At 71.3% G+C, this 14,568-nt stretch carries 11 protein-coding genes; 6 read left to right on the top strand and 5 right to left on the bottom strand.

Annotation, left to right across the window (positions count from 1 at the left end):
* Window positions 1-34 precede the first annotated feature (34 nt).
* The 5 genes from ACWKZU_RS12280 to ACWKZU_RS12260 all read left to right on the top strand — a co-directional run bounded on the left by ACWKZU_RS12280 (window position 35) and on the right by ACWKZU_RS12260 (window position 8,101).
* Window positions 35-1,564 carry an ABC transporter substrate-binding protein gene (locus ACWKZU_RS12280; protein WP_449282613.1) on the top strand — a complete coding sequence of 510 codons (1,530 nt, stop codon included), beginning with the start codon at window positions 35-37 and terminating at the stop codon, window positions 1,562-1,564.
* An 87-nt stretch (window positions 1,565-1,651) separates the two neighbouring features.
* Complete coding sequence (locus tag ACWKZU_RS12275) at window positions 1,652-2,593, top strand: ABC transporter permease (RefSeq protein ID WP_449282612.1); 942 nt, start codon at window positions 1,652-1,654, stop codon at window positions 2,591-2,593.
* Window positions 2,590-4,470: a dipeptide/oligopeptide/nickel ABC transporter permease/ATP-binding protein gene (locus ACWKZU_RS12270; protein ID WP_449282611.1), complete on the top strand. Its 1,881-nt coding sequence runs from the start codon at window positions 2,590-2,592 to the stop codon at window positions 4,468-4,470. Before ACWKZU_RS12275 ends, ACWKZU_RS12270 begins: the two co-directional genes overlap by 4 nt.
* Window positions 4,467-5,375 (top strand): ABC transporter ATP-binding protein, encoded by a 909-nt coding sequence (locus tag ACWKZU_RS12265; RefSeq protein ID WP_449282610.1) that lies wholly within the window; start codon window positions 4,467-4,469, stop codon window positions 5,373-5,375. The genes ACWKZU_RS12270 and ACWKZU_RS12265 overlap by 4 nt, the downstream gene beginning before the upstream one ends.
* Before the next feature lie 302 nt (window positions 5,376-5,677).
* Window positions 5,678-8,101 (top strand): DEAD/DEAH box helicase, encoded by a 2,424-nt coding sequence (locus ACWKZU_RS12260; protein ID WP_449282609.1) that lies wholly within the window; start codon window positions 5,678-5,680, stop codon window positions 8,099-8,101.
* A gap of 54 nt (window positions 8,102-8,155) precedes the next feature.
* On the opposite strand, the gene ACWKZU_RS12255 is transcribed toward ACWKZU_RS12260, so the two are convergent.
* A complete protein-coding gene (locus tag ACWKZU_RS12255) occupies window positions 8,156-8,584 on the bottom strand; it encodes a DUF1801 domain-containing protein (RefSeq protein WP_449282608.1) in 429 nt (142 codons plus the stop codon).
* A 100-nt stretch (window positions 8,585-8,684) separates the two neighbouring features.
* Between ACWKZU_RS12255 and ACWKZU_RS12250 the strand changes: the two genes are divergently transcribed.
* A complete protein-coding gene (locus ACWKZU_RS12250) occupies window positions 8,685-9,236 on the top strand; it encodes an NADPH-dependent FMN reductase (protein WP_449282607.1) in 552 nt (183 codons plus the stop codon).
* Window positions 9,237-9,445: 209 nt separating this feature from the next.
* Here the strand turns inward: ACWKZU_RS12250 and ACWKZU_RS12245 are convergent, their stop codons facing one another.
* The 4 genes from ACWKZU_RS12245 to ACWKZU_RS12230 all read right to left on the bottom strand — a co-directional run.
* Complete coding sequence (locus tag ACWKZU_RS12245; RefSeq protein ID WP_449282606.1) at window positions 9,446-10,393, bottom strand: patatin-like phospholipase family protein; 948 nt, start codon at window positions 10,391-10,393, stop codon at window positions 9,446-9,448.
* A gap of 423 nt (window positions 10,394-10,816) precedes the next feature.
* Window positions 10,817-12,229 carry an aldehyde dehydrogenase family protein gene (locus tag ACWKZU_RS12240; RefSeq protein ID WP_449282605.1) on the bottom strand — a complete coding sequence of 471 codons (1,413 nt, stop codon included), beginning with the start codon at window positions 12,227-12,229 and terminating at the stop codon, window positions 10,817-10,819.
* Window positions 12,230-12,265: 36 nt separating this feature from the next.
* Window positions 12,266-13,576, bottom strand: a complete 1,311-nt coding sequence (locus tag ACWKZU_RS12235; protein WP_449282604.1) for a multidrug effflux MFS transporter — start codon at window positions 13,574-13,576, stop codon at window positions 12,266-12,268.
* A partial coding sequence (locus tag ACWKZU_RS12230) for an alpha/beta hydrolase fold domain-containing protein (protein ID WP_449282603.1) occupies window positions 13,573-14,568 on the bottom strand: 996 nt, incomplete at its 5' end. The genes ACWKZU_RS12235 and ACWKZU_RS12230, both read right to left, overlap by 4 nt.

Raw genomic sequence — 14,568 nt, 5'->3', positions numbered from 1 at the left:
AATAGACATGTCCGGACTACCGAGAGAAGTAGACATGATGAAGAACACCCTCACGGGCATCGCGGTCGTCGCCGCCGCGGCGCTCGCGCTCACCTCCTGCTCGGCGGGCGGCGGAGAGACCGGCGGCGGGGAGGCCCCGGCAGGCGCCGTCCCGCTGAGCATCGGCAACTTCCTGGACGTCACCAACTGGGACCCCGCGAACGCCGATCTCGGCTTCGACGGACCGTACCTGTCGGCGGTGTACGACGCCCTCGTCACGACCGACGAGAACGGCGAGCCCCAGCCGGGCATCGCGACGCAGTGGGAGGTCTCCGACGACTTCCTCACCGTGACGTTCGACATCCGCACCGACGCGGAGTTCTCCGACGGCACCGCGGTCGACGCCGACGCGGTCGTCACTGGCCTGCAGCACCTCAAGGACGGCACCACGGCCAGCGAGGCCTACCTCAACGTCGCGGAGATCGCGAAGGTCGACGACGACACGATCGAGTTCGAGATGTCGAAGCGCGACGATACGATGCTCTACTTCCTCGGCCTCGGCCGCAGCTACCTCGCAGCCCCGAGCGCCATCGACGCTGGCACGCTCTCCGAGACCCCGGTCGGCTCCGGTCCCTACACGCTCAGCGACTCGAGCGTTCCCGGCAGCGAGTACGCCTTCGACAAGATCGAGGATCACTGGGACGCCGATGCCTTCCCCTTCGATCCGCTGAAGATCACTCCGCTCAGCGACCCCACCGCCATGCTCAACGCCATGGAGGCCGAGCAGCTCAACCTCATCTACACCGACAAGACCGGTGCGGACCTGGCCGAGCAGAACGACTGGAAGGTCGCCAGGGGCCTCGCCACCTGGGCCGGCCTGTACTTCGCCGATCGCTCGGGCGACATGGGCTCGCCCCTCGGCGACGTGAAGGTGCGCCAGGCGCTCAACTACGCCTTCGACCGCGAGGGCATCCACCAGTCGATCGCACAGGGCGAGGGCTTCGTCTCCACCCAGCTGTTCCCGACCGGCACGCCGGGCAACGTGGAGGCGCTCGACGCGGAGTACGCGCTCGACATCGAGAAGGCCAAGTCGCTGCTGGCCGAGGCGGGCTACGCCGACGGCTTCGACGTCACCATGCCGATGGCCGGTCCCTTCCAGCCCTACCAGGCGATCGTCGAGCAGACCTTCGCCGAGCTCGGCATCACCGTCACGTGGGAGGAGACCGACTTCATGAGCTACATGGGCAAGGCGCCCACGTACCCCATGTACGTCGCGGTCATCGCCATGGACGCGAACCCGGTGGCGACGGTCGAGCGCCAGATCTCGAAGCCGCAGTGGTACAACCCGAACCCGGGCCTCGCCGCGCTCGACGGCGTGGAGGAGCAGGTCGACGCGGTGTTCGGCGCCGATCCCGGCGACGCCCAGCTCGCCGAGATCGAGAAGCTCAACGAGCTCGTCACCGCCCAGGGCTACAACGCGGTCTTCGCGCAGAACGAGAACGTGTTCGTGAGCACCTCCGAGTTCGACGTGAAGCCGGTCATCGGCCTCATGTTCCCGACCCTGCGTCAGATCTCCCTCTCGTAGGCTGACCTTCCCGGGGTGGGGCCGCGGAGCACCGCGGCCCCACCCCGGCGGTTCCCCCTCTCCTCACCGTTCGACCCGGGAAACTCGATGATCACCTTCATACTCAAGCGGCTGCTCTCCGGCATCGTGCTGCTCTTCGTCGTCGCGAGCGGCACCTTCTTCCTCGCGCACGCCGCGATCCCGAACCCGGCGCTCGGCCTGCTCGGCAGCGGGGCCACGCCGGAGGCCATCGCCGCCCTCACCGTCAAGATCGGCGCGGACCGCCCGGTGCTCGTGCAGTACCAGGAGTGGCTGCTGCAGCTCCTGCAGGGCGACTTCGGCACCTCGTGGAAGAACGATCAGCCGATCGACAAGATCCTCGCACTCCGTCTCCCGGTGACCCTGTCGCTCGTGACCGCATCGGTCGCGCTCTCCGCACTGCTCGGCGCCGTGCTCGGCACGCTCGCCGGCCTCCGCCCCCACAGCTGGATCGACAAGACCGTCAAGGCGGGCGCCGTCGTCCTCTTCGCCCTGCCCGGCTTCTGGGTCGCCGTCGTGCTCGTGATGACCTTCGCGGTGCAGCTCAAGTGGTTCCCCGCGATCGGCTACGTGCAGCCGAGCGAATCGCTGCCCGGCTGGCTGCGATCCATCACCCTGCCCGCGATCTCGCTCGCGCTCGGCGCGATCGTCATGATCGCCGAGCAGCTGCGCAACGGCATCATCCAGGCCGACGCCCAGGACTACACGCGCACGCTGCGCAGCCGCGGGATCCCGTTCTGGCGCATCGCGCTGCACCTGCTGCGCAACTCGGCCCCGGCCTCGCTCACGATCCTCGCCCTCATGTTCGTCGGCCTCCTCTCCGGCGCGATCATCGTCGAGCAGATCTTCGGCATCAAGGGCATCGGCGAACTCACGCAGAGCTCCTCTCAGAACGGAGACATCCCGACGCTGCTCGGGATCACCGTCGTCACCGTCGTCTTCGTCATCGTCGTCAACCTCCTGCTCGACATCGTGCTCGGCTGGATCAACCCGAAGGTTCGAGTGAAATGACCACCACCACCGCGCCGCTCACCGAGCGCCCGGACACCCGGGCGGGGGAGCGCGGCTCCATCCTCCGTCGCCTGATCCGGCGGCCCGCGGGCGCCATCTCGCTGACCGTGCTGGCGCTCATCGTGCTCGTGGCGATCTTCGCGCCCTGGCTCGCCCCGCACGACCCCAACGAGGTCATCCTCTCGCAGGCGCGCGCCCTGCCGAGCTGGGAGCACCCGCTCGGCGGCGACACGACCGGGCGCGATGTGCTGAGCCGCCTCATCTGGGGCGCGCAGATCACCCTCTGGGGCACCTTCGTGGCGATCCTCACGTCGATCGCGCTGGGCGTGCCCTCCGGTCTCGCGGCCGGCTACTACGGCGGCGCGACCGACCGCATCGGCACCTGGATCAGCGACGGTCTGCAGTCCGTCCCCGGCATGGTGATCCTGCTCATCGTGGGCGCCAACACCGGCAACGACCTGACGCTGCTCATGATCACCATCGGCATCTTCATGGCGCCCGGCTACTTCCGCCTCACGCGGTCCACCGTGCTCGCGGTGCGGAGCGAGATGTACGTCGACGCGGCCCGCGTCTCGGGGCTCACCGACCTGCGCATCATGTCGCGGCACGTCATCCGCCAGGTCGTGGCGCCGCTCGTCATCCAGTCCGCGCTCACCGCCGGCATCGCCATGGGCATGCAGGCCGGCCTGCAGTTCCTCGGCATCGGCGGAGGCACGACCCCCGGCTGGGGCGCCGCGATGAACGAGGGCTTCCAGGTCATGCGCACCGATCCGCTGCTGCTGCTCTGGCCGTCGCTCGCGCTGGGCGTCTCGATCGCCGCCTTCGCGGTGCTCGGCTCGACGCTCGGCGACGTCATCAACGCGAAGACCCCCGTGCTGTCCCGTCGCCAGCGCAAAGCCATCGAGGCCGAGAACGCGGCCCGCGGAGCCGGGGCGGTGACCGAGTCGACCACCGGCTCCATCTCGGTCGCCGCGGTCGACTCGGCCGTGCGGCTCGAGAACCTGCGCGTCAGGTACGAGACGCCCGACGGCGAGGTCGAGGTGGTGCACGGGATCACCCTCGACGTGTCGCCCGGCGAGGTGCTCGGCATCGTGGGCGAGTCGGGATCGGGCAAGTCGCAGACCGTGTTCTCGATGCTCGACCTGCTGCCGAAGTCGGGCTACTACACGGCCGACGCGATCTGGATCGGCGGCGAGGACGTGACGACGCTCTCGAAGCGCGATCGTGCGCGGCTGCTCGGACACGAGATCGGGTACATCCCGCAGGAGCCGATGACCAACCTCGATCCCTCGTACACGATCGGCTACCAGCTCACGGAGCCGTTGCGCACCGTGCACGGCATGAGCCGGGCCGAGGCGCGCGAGCGAGCGCTCGCGATGCTCGATCGCGTGGGCATCGTGGATCCCCAACGGGTGATGAGGTCGTACCCGCACGAGCTCTCGGGCGGCATGGCCCAGCGCGTGCTCATCGCGGGCGCGATCGCCGGCAGGCCGTCGGTGCTCGTCGCCGACGAGCCGACCACGGCGCTCGACGTGACGGTGCAGGCCGAGGTGCTCGAGCTGCTGCGCGAGCTGCAGCAGGAGGACCAGATGGCGCTCGTCATCGTCACCCACAACTTCGGCGTCGTGGCCGACATCTGCGACCGCGTCGTCGTGATGCGATCCGGATCCATCGTCGAGATCGATGACGTCGGACCGATCTTCGCCCACCCCGAGAGCGACTACACCCGCGAGCTCATCGCGGCCTCGCTCGACGGAGCGGCGAGCCGCGTCGAGCTCGACGCCGAGCCCGACGGTGCGGGAACCGGTGCCGGTGCGGGAACCGAGTCCGGCCCGGAGCCGGTCGCGGCGAGTGCGGACAAGGAGGGCGACGCATGAGCGCGCAGGATCAGCCGGCGCAGGATCAGCCGGCGCAGGATCGGCCGGCGCAGGATCGGACCCGGCGGGATCCGGCCGTGCGGGAGCCGCTGCTGCGAGCCGAGAACGTGGTCGTCGAGTACGGTTCGAGGCGCAGGCCCAACCGTGTGCTGCACGAGATCTCGCTCGAGGTCGGCGCGGGGGAGTGCGTCGGCCTGGTGGGCGAGTCGGGGTCGGGCAAGTCGACGCTCGGCAAGGCGATCCTCGGCCTCGTGCCCGTCGCGAGCGGCACGATCACCTTCGACGGCCGTGACATCACCCACCTCAAGGGGCGGGAGCGCCGGGAGCTCGCCTCCGACATCCAGGTGGTGTTCCAGGATCCCTACGGCTCCCTCAACCCGCGGATGACCATCGGGGAGATCCTCGCGGAGCCGCTCTCGACCGCGGGCACGGGCCGGACCGAGGCGCGCCGGATCGTGGGGGAGATGCTCGAGCGGGTCAACCTGCCGGCGAGCGTGATCGATCGTTTCCCGAGCGAGTTCTCGGGCGGCCAGCGCCAGCGCATCGCCATCGCCCGCGCACTGGTGCGCAAGCCGCGCCTCATCATTTGCGACGAGCCGGTGAGCGCGCTCGATCTCACGACGCAGGCGACCGTGCTCGATCTGCTCATCGAGCTGCAGCGCGACACCGGGGTCTCGTACCTCTTCGTGTCGCACGACCTGGGCGTGGTGCGGCGCATCTGCCACCGCGTCGCGGTGATGTACCGGGGCGACCTCGTGGAGGTGGGCGACGGCGAGCAGGTGACGCGGGATCCGCAGCACCCCTACAGCCGGCGCCTGCTCGCGGCCTCGCCCGTGGCCGATCCGGCGCTGCAGGCGCAGCGTCGCGCGGACTGGCTCGCGCTGCGCGAGGCGCAGCCGGCGTAGACCGCCGAGTGGTGCGGCGCTGCCGCGATGGACCGCCGTGCGGTGCGGCGCTGCCGCCATGGACCGCCGTGTGGTGCGGCGCTGCCGCCATCCCAGAGTGGATGCGGGTCCTCCCAGCGCACGCGCGTCAGTAGATGTCACCAAAAGGCCCTTTGGGTGACATCTACTGACGCGCGTTCCCGGGGTGCCGCGTTCCCGGGGGCGCCGGGGTGCCGGGGCGTGAAGGGCCGGGCCCGGACCGCCGGCGGTGGACGCCAGCCCGACTCGGCGTGGCGGCATGGGATCCGGGGTAGGATTGTATGATGAGCAATTCCGAAAACGTCGACGCCGCAGAGCCCCACGAGACGGCCGCGACCGACGAGGCCTCCACGGAGGCCGCTGTACCGGCTGAGACCCAGCCCGCTGTTCCCGCGGACGCCGAGACCCCGGCCGCCCCCGCATCCGATCCCGAGAACACCGCTGACGCCGCAGGCGAGCCCGAAACCGCATCCGATCCCGAAGCCGCTGCCGCGGAGCAGGCGGATCCCGCCGCGGAGCAGCCCGCCGAGGAGCAGCCGTCCGGCGAGCAGTCCGCTGCCGAACCGGCCGCGGAGCCCGAGCCCGCCGCGCCCGAGCGCGTGACCTTCGCCGACCTCGGCCTCGCCCCCGAGGTGCTGCGCGCCGTCACCGCGGTCGGCTACGAGACCCCGTCGGCCATCCAGGAGGCCACGATCCCGGTGCTGCTCAGCGGCCGCGACGTGGTCGGCCTCGCACAGACCGGCACCGGCAAGACGGCCGCCTTCGCGCTGCCGATCCTCAGCCGCATCGAGCCCGGCCAGGGCGTGCCGCAGGCGCTCGTGCTCGCCCCGACCCGCGAGCTCGCGCTGCAGGTCTGCGAGGCGTTCGAGAGCTACGCGTCCCAGATGCCCGAGGTGCACCTGCTGCCCGTCTACGGCGGCCAGGCCTACGGCCAGCAGCTGTCGGCGCTGCGCCGCGGTGTGGACATCGTCGTGGGCACCCCGGGCCGCATCATGGATCACCTGAACCGCGGATCCCTCGACCTCAGCGAGATCAAGTACCTCGTGCTCGACGAGGCCGACGAGATGCTGAAGATGGGCTTCGCCGAGGACGTCGAGACGATCCTCGCGGGCACCCCCGACACCAAGCAGGTCGCGCTGTTCTCGGCGACCATGCCGGCGCAGATCCGCCGCATCTCGCAGCAGCACCTCAACGACCCGCGCGAGATCAAGATCGCCGGCAAGACCCAGACGAGCTCGAGCATCACGCAGCGCTACAACGTCGTCTCGTACACCCAGAAGCTCGACGCGCTCACGCGCATCCTCGAGGTGGAGGAGTTCGACGGCATGATCGTCTTCACCCGCACCCGCGGCGACTCCGAGCAGGTCGCCGAGAAGCTGCGCGCCCGCGGCTACTCGGCCGCCGCGATCAACGGCGACATCCAGCAGGCGCAGCGGGAGCGCACCGTGCAGGCGCTGAAGGACGGCAAGCTCGACATCCTCGTCGCGACCGACGTGGCCGCGCGCGGTCTCGACGTCGAGCGCATCAGCCACGTCATCAACTACGACCTGCCGATCGACACCGAGTCGTACGTGCACCGCATCGGCCGCACGGGCCGAGCCGGCCGCACGGGCGACGCGATCAGCTTCGTCACGCCGCGCGAGCAGCGCCTGCTCAAGGCCATCGAGAAGGCTACGAAGCAGCCGCTGACCCAGATGCCGCTGCCGCGCGTCGACGAGGTCAACGCGACCCGCCTCAGCCGCTTCGACGACGCCATCACCGCGGCGCTCGACGAGAAGCCCCGCATCGAGGCCTTCCGCGACATCATCGACCACTACGTGCGCCACCACGACGTGCCCGAGGCCGATGTGGCCGCGGCGCTCGCGGTGGTCGCGCAGGGCGACACCCCGCTGCTGCTCACCGAGGACGACGACCGCAAGTTCGAGCGGGACCGCAAGCAGGCCGCGCGCTTCCTCGAGGACGGGGCGCGGGATCGTGCCCGCGGCGACCGCTCGGATCGCGACCGCGGCGACCGGGATCGTGGCGAGCGCGGCCCGAAGCGCGACGATCTGCGCATGTACCGCATCGAGGTGGGCCACCGTCAGCGGGTGAAGCCCGGGCAGATCGTGGGCGCGATCGCCAACGAGGGCGGCCTCGGCCGAGACGACTTCGGCCGCATCCAGATGCGCGACGACTTCTCGCTCGTGGAACTGCCCGCGAACCTCTCGCGCGACACCCTCGACGCGCTCGCGCAGACCCGCATCAGCGGCAAGCTCATCGAGCTGCGGCCCGACACCGGGCCGGTGCGCGACGGCAAGCGCGGCGGCTACGACCGCGGCGATCGCGGAGGTCGGAGCGATCGCGGGGATCGCGGCGGCTACGACCGCGGCGGCCGGAGCGATCGCGGCGGCTACGATCGCGATCGTCAGGGTCGCGGCGGCTACGACCGGGGTGACCGCGGGGATCGCGGCGGCTACGATCGCGACCGCCAGGACCGCGGGGGATACGACCGGGACCGCGGCGGCTACGACCGGGATTCCCGAGGGGACCGCGGCTACGACCGCGGAGACCGCAAGCCCCGCTGGGACGGCGACGACCGCCGCGGTGGCCGCAACGACCGGGGCGATCGCAACGACCGCGGCGGCTGGCAGGATCGCGGGCCGCGCGACGACCGCAAGCGCGACTCGGGCTCGGATCGCTCGGACGGCAAGCGCAAACCCCGCTGGTAGGGCCTCAGACGGCGCTCCGGGATGAATCCCGGGGCGCCGTCTCCCGTTCGAGGCCTATGCGGGTGCGGTTCCCGGCGCCTCCGGCAGGCCCCGCAGCGGGACGAGGCCCCGGTTGCGCCGGATGTCTCGGTAGTTCCACTGGATCTCCCGGGCCTTCGCGAGCCAGCGGCGCAGCGCCTCCGGATCGACCTGGCCGGGATCCGTGTAGCGCGCCTCGGCGGCCTGGAAGCTGCCCTCGGCCGCCAGCTCGGGCTCGTCGAACGACCGGCCGCTCCAGAACAGCAGGCGCACCGACGCCTTCAGCCGGTCGTAGCCCACCACGGGATTGCCGTCGAAGAACCACACCGGGTGACGATGCCACACCTTGCACTCGGCGTCCGGCAGCTCGGCGGAGATGATCCCGAGCAGCAGATCGCAGATGGGGCGCGCCTCGTGGTCGAGGCCCTCGTGGTACGCGCGGATGTCGTCCGGAATCGTCGCCATGCCGCAAGCCTAGTGTTCCGCGCAAGGGCTGGACAGGGCGGAACCGGCGGGCCAGTCTGGAGGCACGGCCGCGATCCGGGGCCGGGAAACGGAGGGCGCCATGCGCATCGGCACCATCGTCGGGAGTCTCTCGGCGGTCTCGATCAACCGGAGGATCCTGGCAGCGGTCACCGAGGTCATCGGCGACCGCGCCGAACTCGTCGAACTGCGGATCGACGATCTTCCGCTCTACAATCGCGACCTCGACGATCGCTTCCCCGAGGCTGCATCGCGGTTCAAGGAGCAGCTCGGCAAGGTCGACGGGATCGTGTTCGTGACGCCGGAGTACAACCGCTCGATGCCGGCGGCGCTGAAGAACGCCCTCGAGTGGGGATCGCGCCCCGGGGGAGAGAACGCGTTCCCCGGCATCCCCGCCGGAGTGCTCGGCGCCTCGGGCGGGCGCCTCGGCACGGCGCTCGCCCAGCACCAGCTGCGCGAGGTGCTGGCGTACCTCGACATGCCGACCCTCGGCCAGCCCGAGATGTACCTCACCTTCGACGCGTCGGAGCTCGATCCCGTGACCGGCGCCGCGAGCGATCCCGCCCTGCGCAAGCGCCTCGAGCGCTGGTCGGAACGGTTCCTCGCCCACGTCGAGCGGAACCCGCGCGCGTAGCGGCGCTCCGCTCCGCCCCGCCCCGCCCCGCCCATCGAGGCTCCCTCCACCGGCTCGCAGGGGTTCCTCCGGCTCGCAGGGGCTCCTCCGGCTGGCCGCGCTGGGACTCCCGCCGAGACAGAGCCGATTGCGCGAAACCGCGTCCTCCAGCGCGGATGTTCGTTGCGGTCTCGGCGAGTGGGCTCGGTCTCGGCGGGTGCCGGCCCGCGTCAGCGCCAGAGGTCGGCCAGTGGGCCGGCGAGTGCTCGGCCCTGGTCGTAGCCGAGCCGAGCGGCGGCCGGCCGCAGCGACGGGTTCATCGCGTGGGCGCCGAACAGGTGCTCGGAGCCGGCGCCCGGGAAGACCGTCTCGACCCGGCTGCCGCGTGCGCGCAGTTCGTCGACCTGGGTCGCCAGGTGCGTGCCCCAGCTCGGCGGGTGCAACGATCGGCCGCTCAGCGGAGACAGCACCAGTACCCGCTCGTACCCGGCCGCCAGGTCGGCGTTCTCGGCGTTGGCGCGGTATCCGCCGTCGATGCAGCTGCGGTCCCCGATGCGGTACGCGAACCCGCCGCCGGCGGTGCTGGCCGCCACGGCGTCGACCAGCTCGACCCCGCTGCGGCGGTCGAGCACGACCGGGTCGCCGGTGCGGGCATCGACCGCCGTGATGGCCAGCTCGCGTCGCGGCCAGCGTCGATCGGGCAACCGGGAGGAGACCGTGGCGCGCCAGCGCGCCTGCCACGAGCCGTTCGATCGCGCTCCTCGCTCGAGCGCCGCTGCGCCCATTCTGCGACGCGCATCGGCGGCATCCGAGGCGTCGGCGACGACCCTTCTGAGTCTCTCGAGGTGGTCGGTCGCCGGCGCGCTCGCGCCGGGTGCGCGGCCGGTGGCCTCCGCCGGGTCGGCCCGCGTGGGATCGGCGCCCGCCGGATCGGCCCCGTGCGGAGGCGCGGACTCGAGAACGGCGGCGAGCAGTTCGGGCGGGGTCGCGCCGGCCAGCTGGGCCGCGGCCGTCGCACCCGCCGAGGTGCCGACGGTGAGATCGGCCGTCGTGACATCCAGACCCGCGTCGAAGAGGCCCGCGACGATGCCGATCAGCCACGCGTTGCCGGTCGAGCCGCCGCCGCCGAGCACCAGCGCGCGCTCACGCGAGGGGCGCGTCTCACCCGGGGCCGTCATCGATGGGGAGTCCTGGACGGAGTCCGAAGCGGGGTCCCGAGTGGGATCCGAAGCGGAAGCGGAACGCGGAGCGGAACGCGGAGCGGAACCGGAAGCTGAGTCCGAAGTGGAACCGGAAGCGGGATGCGGAGTGGAAGAGGTGGTGTGCATGGGAGTCGCCTTTCGCGAATTGCCTGAGAGGCGCTCCCGTGGGCGACGAGTTCAGCCGCGCGATCGTGGACTGCGAGGAGCGCCCACTGCGAATACTGCGTTCATGGGTCTCACCTCCTGTCTGCGGATCACGATCGCCACGAGGATAGCACGCGGACGAGCCGCCGTGCCGTCGCCGGGATCCGCGAACCGTGGCCGGTCGCGGTCCGCCGCCACCGGCACGCGAAAGGGGGCGGCGACCGATCGGTCGCCGCCCCCTTCCGCGTGTGGGTGTCAGCCGCTGATGACGTGGGGTTCGGCGACGGCTTTGAGGCCTTCGACGCCGAATTCGCGGCCGTAGCCGGATTGCTTGGCGCCGCCGAAGGGCACCATGGGGTGGAGTCCGCCGTGGGAGTTGATCCAGGTGGTGCCGGCCTGCAGGCGGGCGGCGACCGCGAGGGCGTTCTGGCGGTCGGCGCTCCAGACGGAGGAGCCGAGGCCGAACTCGAGCTCGTTGGCGAGGGCGATGACCTCGTCGAGATCGGTGTAGCGGATGATGGGCAGGGCGGGCCCGAACTGCTCCTCGACGACGAGATCGTTGTGGGGGTCGATGTCGGCGACGAGGGTGGTCGGGTAGAAGTTGCCCGGCGCGTCGTAGTCGGGGTCGCCCCCGAGCACGATGCGGGCGCCGGAGTCCTTGGCGGCCTGCACGAGACGGTCGACGGTGTCGAACTGGCCGCGGTTCTGCAGCGGGCCGAGCACGTTGTCCTCGTTCAGACCGACGCCCATGGGCACGTTCGCGGCGAACTGTGCGAGTTCCTCGACGACCTGGTCGTAGATCGAGTCGTGCACGTAGAGGCGCTTGAGGGCGGCGCAGGTCTGGCCGGTGTTGATGAACGCCCCCCAGAACAGGCCCTCGGCGATGGCAGCGGGGTCCGCATCGGGCAGCACGATGCCGGCGTCGTTGCCGCCGAGCTCGAGGGTGAGGCGGGTGACGTTGTCGGCGGAGGCCTCGATGATCTGCTTGCCCACCGGGGTGGAGCCGGTGAACATGATCTTCCCGATCTTCGGGCTCTTGGTGAGGGCGTCGCCGATGGTGCGGCCGGGACCGGTGACGATGTTGAGCACGCCCTCGGGCAGCACCTGGTTCATCACCGCGACCAGGGCCCGCACCGACAGTGCGGTGGTGTCGGCGGGTTTGATGACGACGGTGTTGCCCATGCGCAGCGAGGGTGCGATCTGCCAGATCGAGATCATCATCGGCCAGTTCCAGGGGGAGATCGCGCCGACCACGCCGATGGGGCGGTAGTGCATCTCGGCGTAACCGGACTCGTCATCCACGAGCACCTCGACCGGGAGCGGGGTGTCGGCGGCGGTGCGGGTCCAGACCTCGCAGCCGCCGACCTCGAAGCGGGCGTTGGGGCCGTTGAGGGGTTTGCCCTGCTCGCGTGAGAGCAGTTCCGCGAGGGCTTCCGCGGATTCCTTGATCTTGTCGGCGGCCTGATGCAGGTAGGCCTTGCGCTCGTCGTCGCTGAGCGCGGCCCATGCCGGCTGCGCGGCCTCGGCCCGATCGATCGCGGCCTCGAGATCCGCGACGGTCTGCGTCGGTGATTTCCCGATGACCTCCCCGGTCGCGGGGTCCACGGCATCGCGGGTCTCGCCGCTTTTCGCCGTGACCGCCTCGAGCAGCTCTGCATACGTATCCATGGAAAGAACCTCCACCTTGAGTCCGGTTGCTTGCCTTCAGGGTAATCCTTCGATCTTCACGGCGCTTGACTCGCGCGGTAACCCGATTGTCTTTGCGGGAACAGCCGCGGCGGGCGCGAGACGGCGCACTGCGAGCAGGCCGATCAGGGCCGCGAGCACGGCGCCCGCGGCGACCGTCGCGGCGAGCGTCAGCGTCGAGGTGCCCGCGAGGGCCGAGACCACCGGGGCGATCACCGCCCCAGCGGTGAACATCGCCATGCCCAGCAGGGCCGAAGCGGTGCCCGCCCGCGATCCGTGGCCGCCGAGCGCGATCGTGGTGCCGTTCGGCCCGCCGAGTCCGGAAGCTCCGAGGTACAGCGCCAGCAGCAGGATGAACACGAGCGCCGGAGCGCCGAGGAGCGTGGCCGCCAGCAGCACGATCGCGGCGATCGCTCCGGCGATCTGCCCCGTGAGGTACATGCGGACCGTTCCGAAGCGGCGCACGAAGACCCGGCTCAGCTGGGCGCCGCCGAGGTGCGCGAGGGCGTTCGCCGCGAACACGAGGCTGAAGAGCTGCGGTGTGAGGCCGAACTCGCCCTGCAGCACGAAGCTCGACATCGACAGGTACGCGAAGAAGGCCGTGCCCCCGAGACAGCCGGCGATCATGATCGCCACGAACAGCGGATCCCGCATCACCGCCCCGATGTGCGATGCCGTCGTGCCCAGCGCGCCGCCGGTGTGCCGGCCCTCGTGCAGCGTCTCCCGCAGCCCGAACCGGGCCACCAGCACCAGCGCCGCGCCCACCCCGGCGAGCACCAGGAAGATGCCCCGCCAGTCCATGAACCGTGCCAGTTGACCGCCGATCACCGGCGCGATGATCGGGGTGAGCGACGACACGAGCGCCAGCAGCGACAGCATGCGCGACAGCTCGACGCCGTGGAAGAGATCCCGCGCGACCGCCATGCTGATCACCACACCCGCGGACCCGGCGAGGCCCTGCAGGAAGCGCGCCGCGAGGAGCACCTCGATCGTCGGGGCGAATGCGCAGACCGCCGAGAGCACCGCGAAGAGCACGACACCCGCTACGAGCGGCCGCTTGCGGCCGAAGCGGTCGGAGAGCGGCCCGGCGACGAGCTGGCCGATCCCGAGCCCGATCATGCACACCGACATGGTCGCCTGCGCGAGCGCGTCGGAGGTGTCGAGCGCGCGGGCGAGCTGCGGCAGCTGCGGCAGATAGAGGTCCATCGAGAGCGGGCCGAACGCCTCGAGCGCGCCGAGCACCAGGGTGATGCGCAGCAGGCCCATCGGCGGCTTCGCGGGGAGCCTGCGGGACGCGCGAGCGCCGCCCGCGGCACTGCGCGCGCTCATCGGGCGAGGATCCGGCGCCACCAGCTGTCGCGCGCCTCGAGTGCGGCCCGGGACACCACGGCGTCCGGCGAGAACCCGCTGAAGCCGTGGTAGGCGCCCGACCACACGTGCAGCTCGGCCTCGCCGCCCGCCGCCCAGATGCGGCCGGCGTAGTCGATCGTCTCGTCTCGGAAGATCTCCGCCGAGCCCACCTCGAGGAAGGCCGGCGGCAGCCCGGACAGCTCGGCCGCGCGCGACGGCGCCTGGTACGGGTGCACCCGATCCGTGCCGCGATCCGAGCCCAGCGCGGCGTCCCAGCCCGTGTCGTTGTTGTTGCGATCCCACGCCCCGATGCCGTCGTACTGCCAGGTCGAGACGCTGCTGTTGCGGTCGTCGATCATGGGGCAGTTGACCAGCTGACCCGCGAGCGCGGGGCCGCCGCGATCCCGCGCCATGAGCGCCACGGCGGCGGCGAGCCCGCCGCCCGCCGAGGCCCCGGAGACGACGATCCGCGCGGGGTCGATGCCCAGCTCGGCCGCGTGCTCGGCCATCCACGCGAGCGCGGCGTAGCAGTCCTCGGCCGCGGCCGGTGCGGGGTGCTCGGGGGCGAGGCGGTACTCCACCGCCACGCCGACGACACCGTAGCGCTCCGCCAGGTCGATCAGCTCGCCGGTGCCGAAGAAGCGGGTGCCGAGCACGTAGCCGCCGCCGTGGATGCCGAGCACCGCGGGGCGGGCGGCGGGGGATCCCGATCCCGCTTCGCCCGGAGCCGCTCCGTCGCCAGCCGGTCGCACGATCGTCACCTCGATGTCGGGTGCGCCCGCGGGGCCGGGGATCACCCGGTCCTCCCAGTGCACGGCCCGGCTCTCGGCCTGCGCCTCCATGGGCGGGATCACCGTGGCGAAGTGCGCACGGTTGTCGAGGATCGTGTGCGCGCGCAGCGGGATCCGCTCCACGAGGTCGAGGAAGAACGCGAGGCCCGCCTCGAGCTGCGGATCGTAGGGCACCGGCGC

Source organism: Leucobacter sp. (assembly GCF_053528595.1).
Note: the sequence above shows the minus strand (reverse complement) of the source record. Positions and strands in the feature narration are given on the sequence as shown.